Source organism: Nocardioides rubriscoriae, assembly GCF_008087085.1.
Lineage (GTDB): Bacteria > Actinomycetota > Actinomycetes > Propionibacteriales > Nocardioidaceae > Nocardioides > Nocardioides rubriscoriae.
Genome location: NZ_VIYJ01000001.1, coordinates 484,251 through 508,645, shown reverse-complemented (window position 1 = coordinate 508,645; position 24,395 = coordinate 484,251). Strand labels below are relative to the sequence as shown.

Annotated in this window: 20 protein-coding genes; 10 read left to right on the top strand and 10 right to left on the bottom strand. The window is 72.5% G+C overall.

Annotation, left to right across the window (positions count from 1 at the left end; all coding sequences use genetic code 11):
- Positions 1-90 precede the first annotated feature (90 nt).
- Both FZC61_RS02445 and FZC61_RS02440 read left to right on the top strand, forming a co-directional pair.
- Positions 91-1,068, top strand: coding sequence for a glycosyltransferase (locus FZC61_RS02445; RefSeq protein ID WP_148612094.1), 978 nt, complete (start codon positions 91-93; stop codon positions 1,066-1,068).
- A 1-nt stretch (position 1,069) separates the two neighbouring features.
- On the top strand, positions 1,070-1,537 hold the full coding sequence (locus FZC61_RS02440) for a GtrA family protein (RefSeq protein ID WP_170285943.1): 468 nt from the start codon (positions 1,070-1,072) through the stop codon (positions 1,535-1,537).
- Here FZC61_RS02440 and FZC61_RS02435 read toward each other — a convergent pair.
- The gene (locus FZC61_RS02435; protein ID WP_148612090.1) at positions 1,453-3,267 is read right to left on the bottom strand and encodes a DUF6020 family protein; all 1,815 of its coding nucleotides are present in this window, start codon (positions 3,265-3,267) and stop codon (positions 1,453-1,455) included. The genes FZC61_RS02440 and FZC61_RS02435 overlap by 85 nt on opposite strands.
- Before the next feature lie 55 nt (positions 3,268-3,322).
- Here FZC61_RS02435 and FZC61_RS02430 point away from each other — a divergent pair, with 55 nt between their 5' ends.
- The 4 genes from FZC61_RS02430 (at position 3,323) to FZC61_RS23335 (ending at position 7,691) form a co-directional block, all read left to right on the top strand.
- Positions 3,323-3,826 (top strand): hypothetical protein, encoded by a 504-nt coding sequence (locus tag FZC61_RS02430; protein WP_148612088.1) that lies wholly within the window; start codon positions 3,323-3,325, stop codon positions 3,824-3,826.
- Entirely contained in the window at positions 3,823-5,301 is a 1,479-nt protein-coding gene (locus FZC61_RS02425; protein WP_148612086.1) for a hypothetical protein, read from the top strand. Before FZC61_RS02430 ends, FZC61_RS02425 begins: the two co-directional genes overlap by 4 nt.
- Before the next feature lie 129 nt (positions 5,302-5,430).
- On the top strand, positions 5,431-6,735 hold the full coding sequence (locus tag FZC61_RS02420) for a DUF445 domain-containing protein (protein WP_246142472.1): 1,305 nt from the start codon (positions 5,431-5,433) through the stop codon (positions 6,733-6,735).
- Entirely contained in the window at positions 6,735-7,691 is a 957-nt protein-coding gene (locus tag FZC61_RS23335) for an Abi-alpha family protein (RefSeq protein WP_211357043.1), read from the top strand. The genes FZC61_RS02420 and FZC61_RS23335 overlap by 1 nt, the downstream gene beginning before the upstream one ends.
- Before the next feature lie 51 nt (positions 7,692-7,742).
- On the opposite strand, the gene FZC61_RS02410 is transcribed toward FZC61_RS23335, so the two are convergent.
- The 5 genes from FZC61_RS02410 to FZC61_RS02390 all read right to left on the bottom strand — a co-directional run bounded on the left by FZC61_RS02410 (position 7,743) and on the right by FZC61_RS02390 (position 13,867).
- Positions 7,743-10,172 (bottom strand): glycoside hydrolase family 65 protein, encoded by a 2,430-nt coding sequence (locus FZC61_RS02410; RefSeq protein WP_246142498.1) that lies wholly within the window; start codon positions 10,170-10,172, stop codon positions 7,743-7,745.
- Between the two features lie 104 nt (positions 10,173-10,276).
- Positions 10,277-11,020 carry an HAD family hydrolase gene (locus FZC61_RS02405; protein WP_148612080.1) on the bottom strand — a complete coding sequence of 248 codons (744 nt, stop codon included), beginning with the start codon at positions 11,018-11,020 and terminating at the stop codon, positions 10,277-10,279.
- Between the two features lie 44 nt (positions 11,021-11,064).
- Entirely contained in the window at positions 11,065-12,528 is a 1,464-nt protein-coding gene (locus tag FZC61_RS02400; protein ID WP_148612078.1) for an ATP-binding response regulator, read from the bottom strand.
- A complete protein-coding gene (locus FZC61_RS02395; RefSeq protein ID WP_148612076.1) occupies positions 12,528-13,160 on the bottom strand; it encodes a hypothetical protein in 633 nt (210 codons plus the stop codon). Before FZC61_RS02395 ends, FZC61_RS02400 begins: the two co-directional genes overlap by 1 nt.
- Complete coding sequence (locus FZC61_RS02390) at positions 13,157-13,867, bottom strand: hypothetical protein (protein ID WP_148612075.1); 711 nt, start codon at positions 13,865-13,867, stop codon at positions 13,157-13,159. Before FZC61_RS02390 ends, FZC61_RS02395 begins: the two co-directional genes overlap by 4 nt.
- 202 nt (positions 13,868-14,069) lie before the next feature.
- On the opposite strand from FZC61_RS02390, the gene FZC61_RS02385 reads away from it, so the two are divergent.
- Together FZC61_RS02385 and FZC61_RS02380 are read left to right on the top strand one after the other, a co-directional pair.
- Entirely contained in the window at positions 14,070-16,691 is a 2,622-nt protein-coding gene (locus tag FZC61_RS02385; RefSeq protein ID WP_148612072.1) for an ATP-dependent Clp protease ATP-binding subunit, read from the top strand.
- Positions 16,692-16,765: 74 nt separating this feature from the next.
- Positions 16,766-17,812, top strand: a complete 1,047-nt coding sequence (locus FZC61_RS02380) for a hypothetical protein (protein ID WP_148612070.1) — start codon at positions 16,766-16,768, stop codon at positions 17,810-17,812.
- A 39-nt stretch (positions 17,813-17,851) separates the two neighbouring features.
- Here FZC61_RS02380 and FZC61_RS02375 read toward each other — a convergent pair whose 3' ends face one another.
- From FZC61_RS02375 to FZC61_RS02365, 3 genes are all read right to left on the bottom strand, one after another.
- Positions 17,852-18,205 (bottom strand): response regulator, encoded by a 354-nt coding sequence (locus FZC61_RS02375; protein ID WP_148612068.1) that lies wholly within the window; start codon positions 18,203-18,205, stop codon positions 17,852-17,854.
- A 1-nt stretch (position 18,206) separates the two neighbouring features.
- Positions 18,207-21,059 (bottom strand): ATP-binding protein, encoded by a 2,853-nt coding sequence (locus FZC61_RS02370; RefSeq protein WP_170285942.1) that lies wholly within the window; start codon positions 21,057-21,059, stop codon positions 18,207-18,209.
- A 65-nt stretch (positions 21,060-21,124) separates the two neighbouring features.
- Positions 21,125-22,294: a pyridoxal phosphate-dependent aminotransferase gene (locus tag FZC61_RS02365; protein ID WP_148612064.1), complete on the bottom strand. Its 1,170-nt coding sequence runs from the start codon at positions 22,292-22,294 to the stop codon at positions 21,125-21,127.
- An 18-nt stretch (positions 22,295-22,312) separates the two neighbouring features.
- On the opposite strand from FZC61_RS02365, the gene pyrE reads away from it, so the two are divergent.
- Entirely contained in the window at positions 22,313-22,852 is a 540-nt protein-coding gene (gene pyrE, locus FZC61_RS02360) for an orotate phosphoribosyltransferase (RefSeq protein WP_211357042.1), read from the top strand.
- Positions 22,853-22,865: 13 nt separating this feature from the next.
- On the opposite strand, the gene FZC61_RS02355 is transcribed toward pyrE, so the two are convergent.
- Positions 22,866-23,630 (bottom strand): DedA family protein, encoded by a 765-nt coding sequence (locus tag FZC61_RS02355; protein WP_246142471.1) that lies wholly within the window; start codon positions 23,628-23,630, stop codon positions 22,866-22,868.
- A 104-nt stretch (positions 23,631-23,734) separates the two neighbouring features.
- Here FZC61_RS02355 and FZC61_RS02350 point away from each other — a divergent pair, with 104 nt between their 5' ends.
- Complete coding sequence (locus tag FZC61_RS02350) at positions 23,735-24,388, top strand: TrmH family RNA methyltransferase (RefSeq protein WP_148612550.1); 654 nt, start codon at positions 23,735-23,737, stop codon at positions 24,386-24,388.
- Positions 24,389-24,395 lie beyond the last annotated feature (7 nt).

The window sequence follows — 24,395 nt, the reverse complement described above, 5'->3', positions numbered from 1 at the left end:
CCCCAGACGCGACGCGCGCTGACGAGGGACGCGGGCCTCACGCCCCGTAGAGTGGGGTGCTGCCCACGCCACCGCAACCGCAAGGACGTCATGACACTCGAGGAGTTCCGGGTCGCGGTCATCGTGCCCTGCTACAACGAGGAGCTCACGATCGGCACGGTCGTGGCCGACCTGCGCGCCGCCGTGCCCCGCGCCGAGATCTACGTCTACGACAACAATTCCTCCGACCAGACCAGCCGCGTCGCGGCCGAGGCCGGGGCGATCGTGCGCTTCGAGAGCCGCAAGGGCAAGGGCAACGTCGTGCGCCGGGCCTTCGCCGACATCGAGGCCGACGTCTACCTGATGATCGACGGCGACGACACCTACGACGCCGCGGCCGCGCCCCGCCTGATCGAGGCCCTCGTGTCCGGCCCGCTCGACCACGTCGTCGGCGTCCGCGTCGACACCAACACCGACGACGGCAGCTATCGCCCCGGCCACGCGATGGGCAACGCGGCGTTCAACCGGGTCACCACCATGATGTTCGGCGAGCAGGTCAGCGACATGTTGTCGGGCTACCGCGCGTTCTCGCGGCGCTACGTCAAGTCCTTCCCGGCCAACTCCCAGGAGTTTGAGATCGAGACCGAGCTGACGATCCACGCCGCCAACCTGCGGGTCCCGCAGACCGAGGTGCCGGTCGGGTTCAAGGACCGTCCCGAGGGCTCGGAGTCCAAGCTGCGCACCTTCCGCGACGGCTTCAAGATCCTCGGCCTGCTCGGCCACCTGCTGCTGCACGAGCGGCCGCTGCTCGTCTGCGGGTACGCCGGCCTGTTCAGCGCGCTGGTCGGCTTGCTGCTGGGCATCCCCGTCGTCCTCGACTACGTCGACACCGGGCTCGTCGAGCGGTTCCCGACCGCGATCCTGGCGTCGTCGCTGATGGTGCTGGCCGTGCTGCTCGTCGGCATCGGCATGCTCATGAACGCCGTGCTGCGCGGCACCCGCGAGACGCGGCGGCTGTTCTACCTCCAGCTGCCGGCGATGTCGGCCGACCGTGCGTCGGTGCGGTCCTCGGTCCACACCCGCGGCTGACGTGCTGAGCAGCAGCACCCACCGCTACCTGGTCGTGGGCGTCGCCAACACCGCCCTCGACCTGCTGCTCTTCACCCTGCTGGCGGTCGCTGCCGGGGTGCCCCCGGTCCTCGCCAACGTGGTCTCGACCGCCGTGGTGATGACGGTGAGCTTCTTCGTCAACCGGGCCTGGGTCTTCCGCGCCGAGACGGCGGGGGTGAGGTCCTACCTGGGGTTCGTCTCGGTGACCCTCTTCTCGGCGCTGGTGCTCCAGTCGTTGGTCATCCTCGGCGTCATCGCCGCGGCCGCGGCCCTGACCCCCGACCTGTCCGACGGGCTCGTCGAGCCGGGCGCCAAGCTCGCTGCCGTGGCGGTCGGGATGGTGTCGAACTTCCTGGGCTACCGCTACGTCTTCACCGGGTCGCGGTCCGGCACCGACGCCGGGCGGTCCTCGACCGCGAGCAGCAGCAGCACGACCGCCAACCCGTAGGTGAAGGCCAGCACGTAGCGACCGCCGGCGCTCAGCGGCGACACCCCGGCGATGGCGAGCTGCAGGGCGAACGGCAGTGCCCACAGCCAGGCGAACCGGCGCCGTACACCGATCGCGGCGGCCAGCAGCAGCACGACGACGATCGTCCGCAGGCCGTGCGAGATCACCGGCCGGCACACCGACACGGCGTAGCAGTCGAAGGCGCGGTCGCGCGTCCAGCCGCGGGCGGCCAGGTTGAGGTCGAGCGGCGCGACCCGGTGGCCGTCGATCGTCCGGTCGTACGACGGCGACCACGGCGGGTACCAGTCGGTGCCCTCGTCGAACGGGTCGAGGTAGCGCGAGGACTTCAGGAACAGCGCGTCGACCGCGGTGGCGGGGTAGCGCGAGGCGACGTCGAGCACGATGGCGTCGAAGGTGTCCCAGTCCTCGGGCCGCACCGTCTGGTAGCGGAAGCTCGCCGTCTTGCGCGCGAGCGGTCCGGTCGACTTCAGCGGGTCGGTGCTCGACGGGTCGAAGCTCGCGACGAACGCGTCGAGGTCGAAGATCCGCGACAGGTCCTCGCGCTGCGTGGCCGTCAGCGCGTCGGGGTGCTCGGTGAGCTCCAGGGCCAGCACCTGCAGCTGCACGCCCTTGGTCTCGACCGGGTCCGAGGGGATCAGCACACCGGCGGCCGTCGCGGCCGAGATGCTGCCGTAGACCAGCACCGCCGGGACGCCGACGGCCACGAGCACCGCGACCCGCTCGCGCTTCATCAGGACCATCGCGAGGGTCTGGGCGACCAGCAGGATCCAGCCGAACTGCACGGTCGCCGCCATGACCAGTGACACGGCGAACGTCTCGACGTACCAGCGTCGGCCGAGCAGACCGACCGGCCCGACGGAGTGGACCAACCGGGCGAGCAGTGCCAGCCACCAGACGAACGCCGCGCAGAACAGCTGGTTCTTGTGCTCGGCCATGCTCCACAGCGCGATCAGCGGGCTGAGTGCGAGCACCAGCAGCGCCAGCGCGCGCGGCCGCCAGCCGGGCACCAGCGTGCCGAGGATCGCCAGGGCCCGTCCGAAGGCCAACAACGTGAACGCGGCCGAGGCCGCGGACAGCACGACGAGGGCCGGCACGAGGCTGTCGAAGAGCGCGACGCTCACGGCGCTCACCGAGCCGTAGCCCAGCATCAGGAAGAACGGGTGGTGGTTGGACCACAGGCTGTCGCCGTCGGTGAGCAGGTAGGACGACGTGGGGTAGTCGACGTACGGCGCGGTGTGGCTGCCGTCGCCCAGCAGCGGCGCCCCCGCGAAGTCCGACCGCCGCGACAAGAACTCGGTGATCATGTTGGACGGGTCGGGGCTCGGCTGGCCGGGGAAGGAGCTGACGAACCACGGCAGCCACAGCACGGCGAGCACCAGCGAGACGCGCCACCACCGCGCGAAGGTCCAGTCGACCAGCGCCACCAGGCGCGCGGCCCGACCTACGGTCGGACGGGGGGACGGCGCGGGGGTGCGCCACGCGTCGACGAGCGTGCGCAGCGCGACGAAGACGGCCGCGTAGGCCGCCAGCGACAACCACAGCATCGCCAGGACGAGCAGCGGGTGGTCGCCGACCTCCCGGCTCAGCAGCGGGTACGGCGCCCCCTCGGGCGTGAGGTAGCGCGCGCTGAGGCCGGCCGTCGTCGCGACCGCGACGAGCACCACGACCAGCCACGAGACCACCGGTGGGACCCACCGCGACGCACGCACCCGCCGGACTCTATACAGCGACCGCGACGGCGCCCTCCCTAGGATGGGCCGCGCCATGAGCCGACTCCTCCCGACCCGCACGCGTCACCGCGTGGCGGTGCTGGGAGCCCTGGTGGCGCTGGTGCTGCTGCTGATCAGCCCGGCGCTGGGCCGGGCGCCGGTCAGTGGGCAGTACCGCCCGCTGCTGCCCCCCGACGGCCTGACCAACGGCTGCTACCCGCTGCCGGGCGACGTCGTCCCCGACTTCGCCTACGTGCTGCGCCGCGACGGTGACACCGTCGACGCTCACGGCCTGCACCGCCGCACGGTGCTGCAGCTCGACCGGGTCGACGCCGCCGAGGCCGTCCGTAGGATCCAGGCGCAGCTCGCCGCGGCCGGGGTGGCCGCCGCCGACGTGCGCGTCACCGCCCGCGACTTCGAGGGCGTCCCCGACGACGCCGTGGTGCGCGGTGAGATGGTGCTCGACCTGCCCACGATCGCCGCGCAGTCCGACGACCCGGTCTGCGACGACGCCAACTCCACCAAGCGCTTCACCCCCGACCTCCCGGACCGCTCGTGACGGGGCTGCGCGACCGGGTGCGCGACCGGGTGCGCGAGCGCTGGCACGGGCTCGGGCGGCCCGAGCGGGTCCTGGTGTGGTTGTTCCTGGCCACCGTGGCCCTCAAGGTGTTCGTCTACGTCGGGGTGGCCGGCGACGTGCTGGTCGGCGACGAGGCCTACTACCTCGACTCCGGGCGGGCGCTGTCCAACGCGCTGCGCGACGTCGTGTGGCTGCGCGCCCCCGATACCGCCGAGATGGACCGCATCGTCGTCGGCAGCGGCTGGTTCATGCCCGGCATGTCGGTGGTCCTCACGCCGTTCTACCTGCTCTTCCCCACGGCTCCCCTGGCGGCCGCGCGTCTCTACCTCGCCGTCCTCACGTCGCTGCTGCTCCTGGTCACCGCCCTGCGGGTCCGGCGCACGCTCGGCAACGCCTCGGCGGGGGCGATCCTGGTCTACCCCGGCCTCGTGCCGACCTACGCCGCCTTCGGGGCCGCGGGCTGGGGCGACAGCGCCGCCGGGCTGATGGCGGTGATCGTGATCTGCCAGGCGATCGACATGCTGCGCACCGTGCGCGAGCACGGCTCGATCTCGTGGCGCGCCGGCCTCGCGCTGGGGGTCTACGCGATCGTCGCGGTCTACTTCCGCTCCAGCGTGAGCCTGCTCGTCGTGGGCGTCCTCGGGGTGACGTTCGTGGTCTCCATGATGCTCGCGGCGCCGCGCGAGCGCGGTCGGGTCGTGCTGTCCTACGTCGCCGCCGGCGTCGCCTTCCTGGCGATCCTCGCGCCGTGGAGCGTCGGTGCGTCCCTGGCGCTCGACGCGCGCGTGGTCACGACCGTGTCGGTGCCGACGGTGCGGGCCAACACCTTCGGTGACCGCGACCGGCTCTGCTTCGGCGAGTGCGACCCCGGCAGCAGCATCTGGTTCTCGCCGCTGCGCTACTCCCGCGAGCAGGCTCGCGCCACCGGCCTCAGCGAGGTCGACATCGCCGACGAGATGTCGGCCTACGCGCGCCAGGACGTCACCTCGACGTCGTACGCCCGCGACGTCGCCATCAACACCGGGCGCTACTTCGGCCAGCCGGCCCGCTTCGCGACGCTGCTGCGCTGGCAGGACAGCCCGGTCGACATCGTGCCCCTGGCCGAGGTGGTGACCCTCGGGCTGTTCTACCCCGCGAGCCTGCTGATCCTGGTGGTGCTCGGCGCCTGGACGCGCCGCTCCTTCGACCACCAGCTGCAGCTGGTGCTGCTCAAGGTCAGCGTCCTGGCGTTGATGGTGCAGCCGTTCGTGCACATCGCCGGCCCCCGCTACTGGACCACCATGGCCCCGTTGCTGGGGCTCGGGGCCGCGTTGTTGTGGGCGCTGCGCCGCGACCGTCTGGCCGACCTGCCGCGGACCGACGGCACCGTCGCCCGCCTGCTGTACGCCGCCCAGGTCGGCCTGGGCCTGTTCGCCCTGACGGTGGTCGTCGTGGTGGCGCTGCTCGCCCTGTGACCCGACCGTGATCCGGGATGTGACCAGCACCTCGTCCGTTACGTGCGACACGGTGTCACAGCGTGAGGGTTGCCACTAGTCTTCGCTGCGTGGCGGTGATGGGGCCGCCCACGGCGAAGGGTGGTCACGGTGGACTGGCTCAGTGACTACGTCCATGAGGTCGACTGGTGGGCCTTCGTCACCATCCCGGTCTTCACCGGGGTCATCGGCTGGGCGATCAACTGGTCGGGCCTGGTCATGCTCTTCGCGCCGCTGCGCTTCCACGGGGTCCGGGTGCCCGGCATGAAGGAGCTCGCGTCGGTCCTGCCGCGCAAGATCCAGGAGGTCCCCGGCGTGCTGCAGGGCGGCATCGGCTGGCAGGGCATCGTGCCGGCCCGGGCCGCCAAGATGGGCAGCATCGCCGTCGACAAGGCGATCGCCAAGCTCGGCACCCCCGCGGAGTTCTACCAGCAGCTCGAGCCCGACCAGATCGCCGAGCACATCGTCACCGTCTTCCGACCCGAGATCCCCGAGCTCGTCGACCAGGTCATGGAGGCCGAGCACCCCCGGCTGTGGCACGACCTGCCCGAGTCGGTGAAGACGGCGGTCTACCAGCGGGTCCAGGCCCAGCTGCCCAGCGTCGTCGGCACGGTGACCACCGAGATCGGCATCCACATCGACCAGCTCCTCGACCCCAAGATCATGGTGATCGACCACTTCCAGGACAACCCTGGCCTGGTGGTGCGGATCTTCCGTGACTTCGGTCAAAAGGAGCTGGACATGATGGTCCGGTTCGGCTTCATCTTCGGGTTCCTGCTCGGCATCCCGGTCGCCCTCATCGACTCCCTCGTGCACCAGGCGTGGCTGCTGCCCGTCATGGGCGTGGTCGTCGGGTGGATCACCAACGCCCTGGGCATGTGGCTGATCTTCGAGCCGCCGGAGCCCAAGAAGATCCTCGGCTTCACCTGGCACGGCCTGTTCCTCAAGCGGCAGAGCGAGGCCGCGGAGGTCTACGCCCAGATCATCGCCGACGACGTCATCACCCTCGAGCGCATCGGCAACTTCCTGCTCGACGGACCCCGCGGCGACCGGACCCGCCAGATGTTGGCCACCGCGCTGCGCCCGGCCATCGACCTGGCCGCCGGTCCGGCGCGCGGCGCCCTGCGGGTCGCGATCGGCAGCACCCGGTTCGACACCATCCGCGACCAGGTCGCGCTCGAGGCCGTGGGCCGGACCCTGACGCCGTTCAAGGACCCCGAGTTCAGCGCCCGGCAGGCCGACAAGATCCGCACCCTGGTGGCCACGCGCACCAAGGAGCTCCCGCCGCGCGACTTCGTCGACATGATGCGCTCGGCGATCAGGGAGGATGAGTGGATGCTCTACGCCCACGGCGCGATCATGGGAGCCGCCGGAGGCTTCCTCCACCTGGCGATCTTCGGCGTCCAGGGGGGCTGATGACCGACGCGCACCTGCCCGACGACCCCTCCCGCCAGCGCTCGCTGCTGCCCGACCTCCGGGCCGACCTGCGCGCCGGGAGCGAGTCGCTGCCCGGCCTGGCCCGGGTCGCGGCCTCCGCCGCCTGGCACACCGCCGGCTGGGGCGTGAAGAGCTCGGCCAAGGGGTGGCTGCGGGTCGGCCGCGCCGCCACCAGCCGCCACGAGGCCGTGGCCCTGGCCCGCGAGGCCGGCACCGCCCTGGCCGCCGTCGGCGAGATCGCCAAGGCTGCCTCGTCCGGCACCCCCCTCGGCAAGGCCCTCGTCTCGACCGGCGCCGCCCTCGGTGGACTGGTGCCCGAGCCCGTCACCGAGGCCGTCAACGGCCAGGTCGACGCCCACCGGGCCGCGGTGCCGCCCAAGAACCTCGAGCCGACGCTGCGCGAGCGGGGCCAGGAGCTGCTGCACCAGTCGCGCGACGTGTGGAGCACCGACCAGGGCCACCCCGCCTTCGGCCGCATCCTGTCCGAGGTGGCCCCCGACGAGGCCCGCATCCTGATGCTGTTGCTCAACAAGGGCCCCCAGCCCAGCGTCGACGTCCGCACCGGCGGGCCGGTCGGCATGGTGTCGTCGCAGCTCATCGCGCCGGGGCTGACGATGATCGGCCCCCGCGCCGGATGCCGCTACGTCGACCAGGTGCCCTCCTACCTCAACAACCTCTTCCGGCTCGGCCTGATCTGGTTCAGCCGCGAGTCGCTGCGCGACCCGATGGAGTACCAGGTCGTCGAGGCCCAGCCCGACGTCCTGGCCGCCATGCACTCGGTCAAGTTCGCCAAGGTCGTCCGCCGCTCCATCCACCTCACGCCTTTCGGCGAGGACTTCTGCCGCACCTGCCTGGTCGAGGAGGACGCCGCCACCGCCGACTTCCCCGAGCACGGCACCCCCGGCGACGGCGAGGCCATCTCGCCGTCCTCCTGACCCAGTCGCCTGACGACCACCGTGTGGTGGCGTCGTACGGCGACCGGTGACTCAGTCGCCCGACGGGACCGTGGCGGTGATGACGGTGCCGTCGGCGCGGCGGGTGCCGACCGGGTTCTTGGGCTCGCCGTCGATGCGGGGGCCGTGGCCGTCGAGGGCGACGGTGGCGGGGGAGCCGGGGGCGACGGTGGTGGCCGTGCCGCGCACGTCGAAGGTCAGCTCGCCGGTGCCGTCCTCGACCTCGAGGTCGAGCTCGTCCTCGCGGACGGTGACCCGGACCCGGGTGCCGCGCAGGGTGAGGCGGAAGGTCAGGTGGTCCCAGCCGTCGGGCAGGCGGGGGTCGAGGTACCACGTGCCCTGGTCGTGGGCGCGGAACCCGCCGAAGCCTGCGACCAGCGCGCTCCAGACGCCCCCGGTCGAGGCGACGTGGACGCCGTCGGCGGTGTTGGCGTGCCGGTCGGCGAGGTCGACGAACAGGGCGGCGTGGAAGTAGCGCAGCGCGAGGTCGTGGTAGCCGACCTCGGCCGCCACGATCGACTGCACGACGGCCGACAGCGTCGAGTCACCGGTGGTGATCGGGTCGTAGTAGTCGAAGTCGGCCTTCTTCTGCTCCAGGGTGAACTCGTCGCCGCGCAGGAACAGCGCCAGCACGACGTCGGCCTGCTTGAGCACCTGGAACCGGTAGATCACCAGCGGGTGGTAGTGCAGCAGCAGCGGGCGCTTCTCGACCGGGGTGTGCCCGAGGTCCCACATCTCGCGCTCGAGGAAGTGGGCGTCCTGCGGGTGGATCCCGATGTGCTCGTCGAACGGGATCATCATGCCGTCGGCGCAGCGCTCCCACTCGTCGACCTCGCCGTCGCGCAGCCGCACCCGTGCAGCCATCTCGCGGAAGTTCTCGGGCCGGTTGGCCTCGATGAAGCGCACGGCCTCGGCGGCGCGGCGCAGGTTGTAGCGCGCCATGACGTTCGTGTAGAGGTTGTCGTTGACGACGGTGGTGTACTCGTCGGGCCCGGTCACCCCGTGGATGTGGAAGGTGCCGCCGTTCTCGTCGCGCCAGAACCCGAGGTCGGCCCACAGCCGAGCGGTCTCGACGAGGATGTCGACCGCCGCCCGGTCGAGGAACTCGTAGTCGCCGGTCGCGCCGACGTACTGGCTGAGCGCGAAGGCGATGTCGGCGTCGATGTGGTACTGCGCCGTGCCGGCCGCGTAGTAGGCCGAGGCCTCCTCGCCGTTGATCGTGCGCCACGCGTAGAGCGCGCCGCGCTGGGCCAGCGCCCGGGCCCGCACGCGCGCCGAGTCGAGGAGCTCGTGACGGAAGCGCAGGGCGTTGCGGGCCGCCGTCGGGCTCGTGTAGGTGAGGAACGGCATCACGTAGATCTCGGTGTCCCAGAAGTAGTGACCGCCGTAGCCGGAGCCGGTCACCCCCTTGGCCGGGATGCCGGACCCGTCGGCGCGCGCCGAGGCCTGGGCGATGCTGAAGAGGTTCCAGCGCACCGCCTGCTGCAGCGCCGGCTGGCCGCCGACCTCGACGTCGGAGCGCTCCCAGAAGTCGCTGAGCCACTCGCGCTGGCGGCGGCGCATCGTCTCGAGGCCCTCGGCCCGCAGCCGGTCGAGGGTGCGGGTGCAGCGGTCGAGCAGCTCGCTGGTCGGCACCACGCGGGCGGTGTAGTAGCTGACGGTCTTGGTGAGGCGGATCGTGTTGCCGGGCTGGGCGTCGACGAGGTAGACCGCCCGCAGCAGGTCGTCGCTGCGCTGGACCTCGTGGTGGTGGGCGTCGACGGACTCGAAGTCGTGGTCGACCGCCAGCGCCATCGACATGCCGCTGTTGGCGCACTTGTAGCGCAGCGCCATCCGGTCGTCGGGCAGCACCCCTTCCGACGACGCGACGTCGTTCTCGGGCTCGAGCACCCGGTGCTCGAAGCCGTTGGCCTTGCGGGGGTCGAAGTCGGCGGCCATCTTGGCCATCTCGACCGACGCCCCGCGGTCGGCGTCCTGGCGGTTGATGACCTGCGAGCTGATGATGATCGGCGCCGCCTCGTCGAGCAGCGTGACCTCGAAGGTCATCACCGCGACGTGGCGCTGGTGGAAGGACACCATGCGGGTGCTGTCGACCTGCACGCGCTTGCCGCTGGGCGTGCGCCACACGACGTGGCGCGACAGGACTCCGGTGCGGAAGTCAAGGCTGCGCTCGTACTCGACCAGGTCGGCGGCCGACAGCTCGAGCGGCTCGTCGTCGACGTAGAGGCGGATCACCTTGGCGTCGGGGGCGTTGACGATCGTCTGGCCGACCTTGGCGAAGCCGAACGCCTCCTCGGCGTGCTGGATCGGCCAGGTCTCGTGGAAGCCGTTGACGAAGGTGCCGTTGGCGTGGAAGTCGCGGCTCTCCTCGTAGTTGCCGCGCAGCCCGAGGTAGCCGTTGCCGACGCTGAACACCGACTCGGTCGTCCCGAGGTCGGAGTCGTCGAAGCGGGTCTCGACCAGGCGCCACTCGTCGACGGGGAACCGGTCGCGGTCGAGCGGGTCGACCGCCGGCGGCGCCTCGTGGCTGGCGCCGTGACGGTCCTCGAGGTGGGGGTCGGTCGTGCTCACCGCTGGGCCCCGTCCACGAGCTCGTCGAGGTCGGCGACGACGACCTGGGCCCCGGCCTCGGCGAGGGCCTCGGGCCCGGCGCCGCGGTCGACGCCGATGACCAGCGCGAACCCGCCGGCCGCGCCGGCCCGGACGCCGTTGATCGCGTCCTCGACGACCACCGCGCCGTCGTCGGGCACGCCGAGCTCGCGCGCGGCCTCCTCGAACATGTCGGGCGCGGGCTTGCCCTTGAGGTGCTTCTCGGTCGCGACCCCACCGTGGACGACGACCTGGAAGTAGTCGGTGACACCGGCCGCGTCGAGCACGTCGGGAGCGTTCTTGGACGACGACACGATCGCCAGCGGCATGCCCTGGGCCCGCAGCTGGTCGAGCAGCCGGCGCGAGCCGGGGTAGGCCTCGACCCCGTCTCGACGCAGCACCTCGCCGAACGCGTCGTTCTTGCGGTTGCCCAGGCCGCACACCGTCTCCTGGCCCGCGGCCTGGTCGGCCGGGTCGTCGGGGCTGCCGTCGGCGAGCTCGATCCCGCGCGACGCGAGGAAGTCGCGCACGCCGTCGTAGCGGGGCTTGCCGTCGACGTGCTCGAAGTAGTCGTCGTCGGTATAGGGCTGCTGGCCCTCCCGTGTGGCCAGGAAGGTGTTGAACATCGACGACCACGCCCGCATGTGGACCTCCGCGGTCGGCGTGATCACCCCGTCGAGGTCGAAGAGCACGGCCCGGTACGTCGTCCAGTCGACGGTCATGACCAGGAGCCTAGGGGGTGACGGCGGGCCCGAGCCGGTCGACGTCAGCAGGCCAGCAGCTTGATCGTGAAGACCGAGCCGCCGTGGGGGCCGGGGGCGTAGGAGATGGCGCCGTTCTGGGCCTTGGCGAGGGTCTTGACGACGTAGAGCCCGAGGCCGGTGCCGGTGGCGACGGCGCCGTGGGCACGGGCGAACTCGTGGAACAGGTCGTCACGGAACTCCAGGGGCACGCCCTCGCCGTGGTCGATGACCTCGATGGCGACGTAGGCGCCCTCGGCGCGCACGCGGACGACGTACGGCGCGGCGCCGTACTTGTGCGCGTTGCTCAGCAGGTTGGTGAGCATCTGCTCCAGGCGCAACGGGTCGGCGCGCACCGAGCGCTCGTCGTCGATGGCGACCTCGACGTCCCACCGGCCCTCGATGGCGCCGAGGATCAGGGTGCGGGGCTCGACGACCTGGAAGTCGATGCGCAGGGTGCCGCGCTGGATCTGCGCGGCGGTGAGCAGGTCGGCGGTGATGCGGTCGAGGATCCTGGCCTGGCGCGCGACGGACTCCATGAGGCGCCGGGTCTGCTCGAGCGCCATCTGGTCGCCGTCCCAGGCGAGGGTCTCGGCGATGCCGCAGAGCACGGCGACGGGACCACGCACCTCGTGGGCGGTGGTCGCGATGGCGCGCCGCAGCAGGCCGACGTCCTCGGCGGTCGAGTCGAGGAAGACCATGATCGACCAGCCCGTACGCCGCAGCGCGACCTTGACCCGGCCACCCTCGACCTGGGTCTCGAACGTCGCGTCGGCGTCGAGGCGGTGGTAGGACACCAGCGAGGCCAGGTCGGGGGCGACGGTCGCCAGGGGGGTGCCGGACTTGTCGGTGCCGAGCAGGCGCGCGCCCACCGGGTTGGCGTGGATGACACGGAACAACGGCTCGTCGGCGAGCTCGACCACGCCGTACGGCGCCATCCGCAGCGCCTCCCACGCCGACACGTTGCCGGGCCCGACGGCCGGTCCGGCGGCGGCGGCCGGTGCGGCGACCCGGGCCTCGGGCTGGTCGACCTGGTCGGCGCTCGGGGTCGCCGTGGCGGGGTCGGCGACGGGCACGACCGACAGCCCGCGGCTCGGGCGGCGGCCGCCGGCCGACATGTCGCGGACGTAGTCGAGGATCGTGTTGAGGGGGGCGCCCTTCTGGACGTAGCCGTCGGCGCCGGCGGCGACGGCGCGCGCCGACATCTGCTGGGCCCCGAAGCCCGAGAGCACCACGATCTTGGCGGCCGGGCACAGCCGGCGGATCGAGGGCAGCGCCTCGAGTCCGTCCATGACCGGCATCGCGAGGTCGAGCAGGACCACGTCGGGTCGGTGCAGGCGGACGACGTCGATGCCCTTGGACCCGTCGCCGGCCTCGCCCACGACGTCGAAGCCGCCGCGGGTCAGCGCGATCCGCAGCAGCTCGCGCAGGTCGGGGGTGTCGTCGATGATCACGACCCGCAGTGGTCGGGTGGTCGCGACGGCACTCATCACGTCTTCTCCTCGGTCGGCCGGTCCAGGGTCAGGGTCGGGCCGTCATGGTCGAGCTCGACCGCGGCGGGGTCGCTGCGAAGCAGCCGGATGCGGAACTGCTCGTCGCCGAGCAGGTTGGTGATGATCCGGCTCGCCGAGTCGATCGAGGCGCCGAGTGCGGCCCGGGCCTTGTCGACGTCGTCGAGGTCGAGGGCCATCTTGGAGACCACGAGCCCCTGCAGCACCGAGTCGTTGAGCTCGAGGGCCTGCTGCTCGCGCTCGCGGATGTCGCTGAAGAGCTGGGCGCGGTCGGCCGGGGCGCCGTAGTGGCGCCGCAACGACCAGTAGTAGACCGCGACGAGGGCGCCGACGACGTCCCAGAGCGCCAGCGGCCACCCCCACGCGGCCCGCATCGCGAGGCCACGGTCGTCGCCGTCGAAGAACGTCGGCACCAGCATGTGCACGGCGTGCGAGCCGTGGTGGATGGTGCAGGTGAGGAAGATGGCGCCGGTCGCGGCTCCGAGCGGATTGGTCCGCAGCTGGTTGCTGCGCGCGAGCGGCACCACGATCGCCAGGCAGATCAGCAGGTAGGCGACGGCGATGACGGCGTTGGCCACCATCCCGATCTGCCAGGTCTCGGGGGCGCTCATGCGTGTGCTCCGCTCGAGGTGAGGAGGACCAGGACGGCGGCGGCGAGGCCGACGGCGGTCCGGGTGGACGGGTGCCAGGCCGACCAGGCCGGGCACCGTGCGGGTACGCCGTCGTGCAGGGTGCGGGCGCAGGCGACGACCGCGGTCAGCTCCCAGGCGACGCAGGTCAGGTCCCAGGGGCCGACCGGGTGCGGGTCGGCCTGGAGCCCGAACGGCAGGCCCGCGGTCCGGCTCGCCGCCCAGGTCGCGACCAGGGCGAGCTGGAGGACCAGGCCGAGCCGCAGCAGGGCCGGCGTCGGCCGCAGGGCGGCCACGGCCCAGGCGAGCTGGGCGATCGCCGCCGCCAGCAGGAAGCCCCCGGCCGCCACCTCCTCGGCGAGGTGGGCGGGGGCGACCGCGGCGTGGGTGCCGGCGGCCGCGGCCGACGCGACGAGTGCCAGGGGCAGCCAGACCGCCCCGGCCACGGGGGCGGGGCGGGGCCGGGTCAGGGTCTGCGCGGGGGCGGTGCCCACGGCGCCGGACGCCAGCGCCGCGCGCAGCTCGGCGACCCGCCAGGAGTGCTCGTCGGTCGGCGGCGGCGCGCCGAACCGGGTCAGGCCGTGGGGAAGGAGCAGCGCTGCCAGGCCCCACAGACCCGCCAGCACCAAGACGTAGTGCAGCCCGTGCGAGAGCATGCTCGCGCTGACCGCGGTCGACATCGCTGTCACCGCTTCCCTCCCTACGCCGCCCTCCCAGACAGCACCTGCTTGGCTCTCACGGTAGGCCCGGTCGCCGCGGAGCGCCCGGGGTTCGTCGGGATCGTGGCCTGCTGGTCTAGACAGTCGACGAGCCAGACTTGAGTGGAACAGACTCAACTTTCTGATCGTTGGACCCAGCAGGACCATCCACACCTCACCACGGAGCACCCCCATGTCCCAGTTCGGCGCCGAGAAGTTCACGACCCGCAGTCGCGAGGCCATCGAGGCCGCACAGCTGTCCGCGACCGCCTCCGGCCACAGCACGGTGGAGCCGCTCCACCTGCTCGCGGCCCTGCTGCGCGACCCCGAGGGCGCAGCCCGCACCCTGGTCACCACGTCGGGTGTCGACGCCGCGGCCCTGGCTGCGACGACAGAGGCCGCCGTCGCGGCCCTGCCCAGCGCGAGCGGCGCCACGGTCAAGACGCCGGCGTCCGCGCCGGCCCTGACCCGGGTGCTGGCCGGCGCCCTCGACCTGGCGGCGGGCCTCAAGGACGACTACGTCGCCACCGAGCACCTGCTGATCGCGCTGGCCGGCACCGACTCCGCGGCCCAGCGCCTGCTGTCCGACGCCGGGCTGAGCGAGAAGGGCCTGCGCGAGGGGCTGACCGCGGTGCGCGGCAACCGCCGCGTCACCAGCCAGGACGCCGAGTCGACGTACGAGGCGCTCGAGAAGTACTCCGTCGACCTGACCGCCGCGGCCGAGGCCGGGTCCCTCGACCCGGTGATCGGGCGCGACGCCGAGATCCGCCGCGTCATCCAGGTGCTGTCGCGGCGCACCAAGAACAACCCGGTCCTCATCGGTGAGCCCGGGGTCGGCAAGACCGCCGTCGTCGAGGGCCTGGCCCAGCGCGTCGTGGCCGGCGACGTGCCCGACTCGCTCAAGGGACGGCGCGTGCTCAGCCTCGACCTGGCCGCGATGGTCGCCGGGGCGAAGTACCGCGGCGAGTTCGAGGAGCGGCTCAAGGCCGTGCTGGAGGAGATCAAGGACGCCGGCGGGCAGGTGATCACGTTCATCGACGAGCTGCACACCGTCGTCGGCGCGGGCGCCGGCGGCGACTCCGCGATGGATGCCGGCAACATGCTCAAGCCGATGCTCGCCCGCGGCGAGCTGCACATGATCGGCGCGACCACCCTCGACGAGTACCGCGAGCGCATCGAGAAGGACCCCGCGCTCGAGCGCCGCTTCCAGCAGGTCTTCGTGGGCGAGCCCTCGGTCGAGGACACCATCCAGATCCTGCGCGGCATCCGCGAGAAGTACGAGGCCCACCACAAGGTCCGCATCACCGACGCCGCGCTGGTGGCGGCCGCGACGCTCTCCGACCGCTACATCACCGGCCGCCAGCTGCCCGACAAGGCCATCGACCTCGTCGACGAGGCCAGCTCGCGCCTGAAGATGGAGATCGAGAGCAGTCCCGAGGAGATCGACCAGCTGCGCCGCCAGGTCGACCGGCTCAAGATGGAGGAGTTCGCCCTCGACAAGGAGGACGACGCCGCGTCGGTCGAGCGGTTGGCCGTCCTGCGCGCCGACCTCGCCGACAAGCAGGAGGAGCTGCGCGCCCTCGAGGCCCGCTGGGAGCGCGAGAAGGCCTCCCGCGAGGGCGAGGGCGAGCTGCGCCGCCAGCTCGACCAGCTCACGACCTTCATGCGGCTGCAGGAGAACGCGCTCCAGGAGGGCCTCGACGAGGAGGAGCGCGTGCCGATCCTGCGGCGGATGTCGGAGCTGGCCACCGAGCGCCAGGACCTCGCGCGGCGCATCGAGGCGGCCGCGTCGGCCGACCGCTCCGAGGTCGACCCGCTGGTCGGCGACTCCGTCGGGGCCGAGCAGATCGCCGACGTCGTCGAGGCCTGGACCGGCATCCCCACCGGCCGGATGCTCGAGGGCGAGACCGCCAAGCTGCTGCGGATGGAGGACGTCATCGGCGAGCGCCTGGTCGGTCAGCGCGACGCCGTGCGGGCGGTCAGCGACGCCGTACGCCGCTCGCGTGCGGGCATCGCCGACCCCGACCGGCCGACCGGGTCGTTCCTGTTCCTCGGCCCCACCGGCGTCGGCAAGACCGAGCTGGCCAAGGCCCTGGCCGACTTCCTCTTCGACGACGAGCGCGCGATCGTGCGCATCGACATGAGCGAGTACTCCGAGAAGCACTCCGTCTCGCGCCTGGTCGGGGCCCCTCCCGGCTACGTCGGCTACGACGAGGGCGGCCAGCTCACCGAGGCCGTGCGCCGGCGCCCCTACTCCGTCGTGCTGCTCGACGAGGTCGAGAAGGCTCACCCCGAGGTCTTCGACCTCCTGCTGCAGGTGCTCGACGACGGCCGGCTGACCGACGGCCAGGGCCGCACCGTCGACTTCCGCAACACGATCCTCATCCTCACCTCCAACCTCGGCTCGTCCTACCTCGTCGACCCGACGCTGGACCCCGAGAAGAAGGCGGAGTCGGTGCTGGCCGTCGTGCGGGCGTCGTTCAAGCCCGAGTTCCTCAACCGCCTCGACGAGATCGTCCAGTTCGAGTCCCTCACCCAGGACGCGCTCACCCACATCGTGGGCCTGCAGCTCGCGCTGCTCGAGAAGCGACTGGCCGTGCGGCGGATCTCCATCCACGTCAGCGACCGGGCCCAGTCCTGGCTGGCCGACGTCGGCTACGACCCGGCGTACGGCGCCCGCCCGCTGCGCCGGCTCATCCAGTCGGCCCTCGGCGACCCCCTGGCGCGACTGCTCATCAGCGGCCAGGTGACCGACGGCGGCACGGTCGAGGTCGACCTCGCCCCCGAGGGCGGCGGCCTCACCCTGTCGACGTGACCCTGTCGACGTGACCCTGTCCACCTGACCGTTCCACCTGACCGGGGTCAGGGGGTGCCTGGGACACTGGGGCCGTGAGCGACACGACCCAGCCCAGGCCCCCGCAGGCCACCTTCTGCGGTGGCACGCTGGTCGTGGGCTCGGCGCTGGTCATCCTGCTGGCCTTCAGCCGGATGTCGTCGCTCGGCACGATCGAGGCGCAGGAGCAGGCCCAGCTCTTCGCCGACTCCGTCGGCAAGGGCGTCGGCCTCGACGCCGACGAGTGGCAGTCGGTGCTCCGGGTGCTGTGCATGGTCGCCGCCGGGCTCGCCGTGGTCACCGGCTACCTCGGCTGGCGGGTGCTCCAGCGCGACCGCACCGCGCGGCTGGCGCTGAGCGTGCTGGCGCCGGTCGGCCTGGTCGCCGGCATCGCCGTGGCCGACTTCGTCCCGGCCATCATGGCCGTCGCCGTCCTGCTGCTCTGGCGCCCGCCGACCCGGCAGTGGCTCGACGGCGTCGCCGTCTCCGAGCACCCGGCCCTGGCCGGCATGCGGGCCGGGCCGGTGCAGGCCCCGGCCCCCGGTGCGTCGAGTGCCCCGTTCGCCCCGGCGTACCCGGCGTACCCGGCGTACCCGGCCCACCCGTACCAGCCCGTCGCGTCCTGGGCCCACGGTGCGCAGCAGCGCCCCGGCGGTGTCGTGGCCGCCGCGCTCGTCACGGTGGCGAGCTCGACCCTGGTGGCCCTGCTGCTGGGGATCGGGCTGCTGGTCGTGCTCGGCGACCGGGCCCGGTTCGAGCGCCAGATCGCCGACGAGATCGCCTCGCAGCAGGCCTACCGTGACGCCGGTCTCGACGCCGGGGTCCTCACCGACGTCATGGTCGTCGCGATGGCCGTCCTGGTCGTCTGGGCGCTGGCGTCGATCGTCCTGGCCGTGCTCACCCTGCGGGGCAGCAACGCCGCCCGGATCACCCTCGTCGTCTCGGCGATCGGCGCCGCCCTGGTCAGCCTGGTCGGGGTGCTCGCGGTGCTGCCGCTGGCGATCACCGCCGCCTGCGTCACGGTGGCGGTGCTGCTCCTGCGCCGCGACGTGGCGGCGTGGTTCACGACCCGCCGCCCGGGGTCCCCGGCCGACCGGCCCTGATCCCGGTCCGCGATCCCGCGCGGTCGGCGCAGCGGACGCTCAGGCGTGGTCGAGCAGGTCGGCGAGCAGCTGGACGGTCGCCGAGAGCTGGGTCTTGTCCGCCACGACGACGTCGAGCCGGTCGGCCTCGTCGCGGTCGACGGTGCCGCTCCATCCGGTGCACAGGACCAGCGGCAGGGTCAGCCCGCGGCGCCGTGCCTCGTGCGCGACCTCCATGCCGAGCACCGGTGGCATCTGCTGGTCGAGGATCGCCGCGTCGACGTCGGTGTCGGCAAGCCGGGCGAGGGCCTCCTCGCCGTGGTTCGCGGTGACCACCGACCACCCACGACGAGCCATCATCGCCGACAGGACCAGCCGGATGTCCGGGTCGTCGTCGGCCAGCAGGACCCGCATGTCAGGGTTCCTCGAGTCGGGCGGCCGGCAGGTGGAGGGCGAAGGTCGTGCCGGTGGCCGAGGTCTCCTCCAGGACGAGGTCGCCGCCCTGGGCGCGGGCCGCCTCGCGCGAGACGTACAACCCGAGCCCGTGGGACCCCGGTCGTCCGATCCCCGTGAACGGGTCGAACAGGGAGGCCGCCACCGCCGCGTCGATCCCCGGGCCGTCGTCGCGGACCCGGACCACCATCTCGGATCCGGTGGTGTCCACCTCGATCGCGACGTGGGTGGCGGCCCGACAGGCGTTGTCGACCAGGTTGTGCAGGGCCGCCTCCGTGCGCAGCTCGTCGCAGCGGGCCCACGCCCGGGTCGAGGGCAGCGTCAGCGTGACTCCCGGCCGGCCGGCCGCCACCGCGCCCAGCAACGGGGCCAGGTCGACGACCGACACGGCGATCGGCAGCCCCTCGTCGACCGACAGCCGCGACCAGTCGAGGAAGCGCAGTACCAGTCGGCGCAGGTGGGCGACCCGGGGCTCGGCCCGCACGAGCAGGTCGCGCCGAGTCTCCTCCGGGATCTCCGGGTCGGACGCGAGCTCGAGCGCGGCCCCGACGATCGCCAGAGGGGTCTGCATGTCGTGGGAGACGCCCGCGAGGATGAGGGTCCGGGCGTGGCGTCCCGCCTCCTGGGTGCGCAGGCCGGCCAGCTCCAGCGCGGTGCGGCAGCGCACGAGCAGCTCCTCGGAGCCGAAGGGCTTCACGACGTAGTCGTCGGCCAGCAGGCTCATGGCCTCGCTCGCGGCCTCGCTCCCGGCGCGGGCCGACAGGACGACGACCGGCAGGCTGCGCAGGCGTGGGTCGGCGCGCACCCGTCGTACGAGCTCGTGGCCGTCGAGGCGGGGCATCATCACGTCGGTGACGACGAGGTCGACGTGCCGCCCACCGTCGAGCAGCTCCCACGCAGCCTGCCCGTCCTCGGCGGTGAGGATCGTGCCGAGGGGGGACAGCGTCCGGGCCACCCGGTGGCGCAGCGCGGCGTGGTCGTCGACCACGAGGACCACGGGCCGGGAGCCGTCCGTGGGGGCCTCGGCGACGTCGGGCTCGGTCACGTCGTCGGGCACGAAGGCCGACGCCGAGAGCGGCACCAGGCTCTCGGCCATCGAGGCGGCCCGCCGGGTGGCCGCCCGGGGCCGCGCGTCCTGGGTCGACGCCAGCAGCGGTACGACGGCGGTGAACGTCGACCCCTCGCCGGGGACCGAGTGCACCGTGAGCTCGCCGCCCAGGGCACGGGCCGACTCCAGGGCCACGGCCAGCCCGAGGCCGCTGCCCTCGATGCTGCGCGCGCCGGGGGTCTGGATGCGGTGGAACCGGTCGAAGACGGCCGACTGGTCCTCGGGGGGGATCCCGGGGCCGGTGTCCTGCACCTGCAGCACGAGCGAGGAGCCGGCCGAGGGGTCGGGCGCGGTGCTCAGGGAGACGGTGACCTGTCCGGCCTCGGTGAACTTCAGCGCGTTGGCGACCAGGTTGATGAGGATCTTCTCCCAGAGGTCGGCGTCGAGCTCGACCACCTCGATGTCGGCCTGGAGGGCGGTGACCAGCGTCAACCCGGCGCGGTCGGCGGCCAACCGGAAGGGGCGCAGGACCTCGGCGGTGATCGCCCGGACGTCCGTGGGTCGCCACTGGGCCGCCAGGCCCACGGTGTTGGCCCGCGAGATGTCGAGCAACGCCTCCACCAGGCCGAGGAGCCGCTCGGCACTGCGGTACATGTCGAGGACCTCGTCGGGGTCGAGCGCGTCGCGCCGTCCGTTGACGACGTCCTCGAGGGGCCCCAGCACCAGGGTCAGCGGGGTGCGGAGCTCGTGGCTGACCGTCGACAGGAACGCGGTCCTGGCCGCGTCGAGACGGTCCAGGGCGGCGAGCCGCTCGGTCTCCTCCTGGCGCGCGTGCCCCAGGGCCAGCAGCTGCCCGGCCGTTCCGGCCAGGAGGTCGAGGAACCGCAGGTGCTCGTCGTCAACTGGTCGCAGCGGGTGGGGGTCGACCACGAGCACGCCGACGACCTTGTCGCCGTCACGGACGGGGCAGGCGACCCGGGTCGCGCGTCCGCGGCCGGGTACGTCGATCACGTCGACCTCCTGCTCACCGGAGGCCAGCGCCCGCGTGGCGAGCAGGCGCGGGCTGGCCCTCACGGAGTCGGCGTCGGGTCGGTCGACGGCCTCGCCGGTGTCGTCGAAGCCCATGACCAGGGTCGGCCCGTCGTCGAGGGTCAGCAGCAGCGCGGCGCCGACCAGCTCGGTGCTGGCCCCCGCCAGCACGGCGTCGAGCGCGGCGGTGGCCTGGTCCACCGAGCCGATGGCGGTCGCTTGTGAGGCCAGCGCGTTGAGCAGCGCGATCCGCCGGGCTCCCACGACCTTCTCGGTGGTGACGCTGAGGACCGCGAGCACCCCGCCGGGCCCGTCGTCGTCGGGGACGTGGGAGTAGGAGAAGGTGAAGAACGTCTCCTCCGGGCCGTGCCCCCGCTCGATGGGCAGCGGGAGGTCCTCCTCCCAGGTGGCGGAGCCTCCGGCGAGGACCGCACGTTGGAGCGGACCGACGTCGTCCCAGATCTCGGCGAACTCGTGGGTCAGCAGTCCGCCCAGCGCGCCGGGGTGCTTGCGGCCGAGGGTCGGGATGAAGGCGTCGTTGTAGATCATCACGAACGACGGTCCCCAGCTCAGGATCATCGGGTAGCGCGTGCGCAGCACGATGGCCACCGCGGTGCGCAGACTCGCCGACCACGTCTCGACCGGGCCCAGCGGCGTGGTGGCCCAGTCGAACTCGCGGGCGCGTCGGGCCATCTCGCCGTCGCACGCGAAGACGCCGTCCCTCCCCAGGGCTGTCATGTGTCGATGATGACTCATCCCCGTGCCTCGCGCACCGACTTGCGGATGCAGCGGGAGCAGGGACCTCAGCGCGTGAGGTCGACAGACCCGAGCCGGGCCACCGCCTCGGCCAGCACGGTCCGCCTCTTGCAGAAGGCCCAGCGCACGAGGTGACGACCGGGGCCGGCGGGGTCGTCGTAGAAGACCTGCGCGGGGATCGCGACCACCCCCGCACGCTCGGGCAGGGCCAGGCAGAAGGCCAGGCCGTCGTCCCAGCCGAGCTCGCGCACGTCGGAGGTCGCGAAGTAGGTGCCCTGCGGCGTCGAGGTCGGCAGGCCGGCGGCGGTCAGCCCTGCGACCAGCAGGTCGCGCTTGGCCTGCAGCTCGCGCGCGAGGGCCCGCGGCCAGTCGGGGTGCTCGGTGAGCGCGACCGCGGCCGCCGGCTGCAGCGGGGCACCGGAGGTGAAGGTCAGCCACTGCTTGGCGGCGACCATCGCGGCGACGAGGTGGACCGGCCCCGTGGCCCAGCCGACCTTCCAGCCGGTCAGCGAGTAGGACTTGCCGATGCTCGACAGGCTCAGGGTCCGCTCGGCCATGCCCGGCAGGGTCGCGACCGGGACGTGCTCGGGGTCGCCGGGGCCGTCGAAGACCAGGTGCTCGTAGACCTCGTCGGTGATGACCGTCAGGTCGTGCTCGATCGCCAGCGCCGCGACCGCCTCGACCTCGGTGCGGGTGAGCACCGTGCCGGTCGGGTTGTGCGGGCTGTTGAGCAGCACGAACCGGGTGCGGGGGGTCACCGCGGCTCGCAGCTCGTCGAGGTCGACGCGGAAGTCGGGGGAGCGCAGGGTGACCGGGCGGCGTGCGCCGCCGGCCATCTGCAGCATCGCGAGGTAGGAGTCGTAGTAGGGCTCGAGCACCACGACCTCGTCGCCGGGCTCGACCAGCCCGAGCAGGGCGGCGGCCACGGCCTCGGTGCACCCGGTGGTGACGGCGACCTGGGTGTCGGGGTCGAGGTCGAGGCCGTAGTGGCGGCGCTGGTGGTCGGCGATGGCCCGCCGCAGCGCGGGTACGCCGATCCCGGGGGCGTACTGGTTGGCCCCGCCCTCCAGCGCGGCGACGGCGGCGGCGAGCACCTCGGCCGGACCGTCCTCGTCGGGGAAGCCTTGGCCCAGGTTGACCGAGCCGGTGCGCGCTGCGAGGGCCGACATCTCGGCGAAGATCGTGGGCGCGATGCCGTGCAGACGGGAGGCGGTCACCCCTGGGAGACTACTGACGTGACCACCACCGACGACTCGCTCGCTGCCGACATCGACGCCACGTGCCGCCTGAGGGGCGAGTTCACCCTCCGCTCCGGGCAGGTGTCCGACACCTACTTCGACAAGTACCTCTTCGAGGCCGACCCGCTGCTGCTCGGGCGTGTCGCCCGGGAGATGATCCAGCTCCTCCCGCACGACACCGACCTGCTCGGCGGGCTCGAGATGGGCGGCATCCCGCTGGCCACCGTGGTCAGCGCCATCACCGGCACCCCCGCGCTGTTCGTGCGCAAGCAGGCCAAGACCTACGGCACCTGCAAGCTCGCCGAGGGCCCGTCGTACGACGGCAAGCGGGTCACGCTCGTCGAGGACGTCATCACCACCGGCGGCGCCGTGCGCGACGCCACCCGCGCGCTGCGCGAGAGCGGCGCGATCGTCGAGGTGGTCGTGTGCGCGATCGACCGCTCACCGGCCGGTGAGAACCCGCTGGCCGACGTGGGCCTCGAGGTGCGCTCGGTGCTCACCCGCGCCGACCTCGACGCGGTGGCCGCGGCCGGCTGAGGCCGGCTGGGGCTCAGGCCTCGACGGCGCCGGGGAGGTCGCCCGACGTCTCGGCGGTCGTGTCGGCGGTCGGGGCCGCCTCGTCGTCCTCGTCGTCGAACCCGAGCTCACGGCGGTGCCGGATGCCCTCGTAGAGCAGCGGGGCGATGGTGAAGATCGCGATGGCGATCGCGGCGTAGTCGATGTTCTCGCCGATCACCGGGAACGCGGCGCCCAGGAAGTAGCCGATCAGGACGATGCTGAACACCCACAGCAGCGCTCCCACGAAGCTCCAGATGAAGAAGCGGCGGCGCTGCATCTGGGTCACGCCGGCCACCACGGTGATGAAGGTGCGCACGAAGGGCACGAACCGGCCGATCACGAGGGCCTTGTTGCCGTGCTTCTCGAAGAAGGCGCTGGTGTTGTCGAAGTACTTGCGCTTGAGCAGCCGGCCGTCGCGCTCGTAGAGTGGTGGGCCCAGCCTGCGCCCGATCTCGTAGCCGACGACGTTGCCGAGGAAGGCCGCCAGGGTGAGCACGAGCAGCGCCATCACGAGCTCGACCGGCTCGTTGGAGACGCCGATGACCTCGATCTGCTGCCCGGCGATGAACAGGCCGAGGGCGAACAGCAGGGTGTCACCGGGCAGGAACGGGAAGAACAGGCCGCACTCGACGAACACGATCGCGAGGCTGAGCCAGATGAACCCCGCGCCGTACTGGTCGAGCAGCCAGTTGGGGTCGAGCCACTTGATGCCGAGCAGCATCGGAGCCAGGTGGTCGGCGGCAACGGTCAGGCTCACGCGCCCACGGTACCTGCCGTAGGGTCGCGGGCGTGCGGGAGACCGACCCTGAGATCACCCCGGATCCCGCCGTGGGTCCACCGGCGCGGGCGCCGTACGACCCGATGCCGCACGGCCGGCCCGAGGTGGGTGTCGGGCCCTGGGAGGGCCCGTGGCCCAGCGGCCCGGGCAGCGAGGTCTACGACGCCGCGCTGCTCGCCGACGGCGACCGGCGCAACGTCGTCGACCGCTACCGCTACTGGAGCCTGGAGGCGATCCGCGCCGACCTCGACACCCGGCGCCACGGGTTCCACGTCGCCATCGAGAACTGGCAGCACGACTTCAACATCGGCACGATCGTGCGCACCGCCAACGCGTTCCTGGCCGCCGAGGTGCACATCGTGGGGGAGCGGCGCTGGAACCGGCGCGGTGCGATGGTCACCGACCGCTACCAGCACGTGCGTCACCACCCGACGGTCGCCGACCTGGCGGCCTACCTCGACGGGCTCGACGTCCCGGTGCCGTTGTGGGGCATCGACAACCTGCCCGGCTCGCGGCACCTCGAGACGATGGAGGTGCCGCGGCGCCTGTGCTTCCTCTTCGGTCAGGAGGGACCCGGTCTGTCCGACTCCGCCAGGGAGTCGTGCGCGGGCACGTTCTCGATCGCGCAGTTCGGCTCGACCCGCTCGATCAACGCCTCGGCCGCCGCCGCGATCGCCATGCACGCCTGGGTGCGGGTGCACGCCGACCTCGGCGGCGGTGACGCGTGGCGGGGGTGAGCCGGGC

Coding starts and splice junctions, on each gene's coding strand:
- FZC61_RS02445 (WP_148612094.1), top strand. CDS start 91: ATGACACTCGAGGAGTTCCGGGTCGCGGTCATCGTGCCCTGCTACAAC.
- FZC61_RS02430 (WP_148612088.1), top strand. CDS start 3,323: ATGAGCCGACTCCTCCCGACCCGCACGCGTCACCGCGTGGCGGTGCTG.
- FZC61_RS23335 (WP_211357043.1), top strand. CDS start 6,735: ATGACCGACGCGCACCTGCCCGACGACCCCTCCCGCCAGCGCTCGCTG.
- FZC61_RS02405 (WP_148612080.1), bottom strand. CDS start 11,020: ATGACCGTCGACTGGACGACGTACCGGGCCGTGCTCTTCGACCTCGAC.
- FZC61_RS02400 (WP_148612078.1), bottom strand. CDS start 12,528: ATGAGTGCCGTCGCGACCACCCGACCACTGCGGGTCGTGATCATCGAC.
- FZC61_RS02395 (WP_148612076.1), bottom strand. CDS start 13,160: ATGAGCGCCCCCGAGACCTGGCAGATCGGGATGGTGGCCAACGCCGTC.
- FZC61_RS02385 (WP_148612072.1), top strand. CDS start 14,070: ATGTCCCAGTTCGGCGCCGAGAAGTTCACGACCCGCAGTCGCGAGGCC.
- FZC61_RS02375 (WP_148612068.1), bottom strand. CDS start 18,205: ATGCGGGTCCTGCTGGCCGACGACGACCCGGACATCCGGCTGGTCCTG.
- FZC61_RS02370 (WP_170285942.1), bottom strand. CDS start 21,059: ATGACAGCCCTGGGGAGGGACGGCGTCTTCGCGTGCGACGGCGAGATG.
- FZC61_RS02350 (WP_148612550.1), top strand. CDS start 23,735: ATGCCGCACGGCCGGCCCGAGGTGGGTGTCGGGCCCTGGGAGGGCCCG.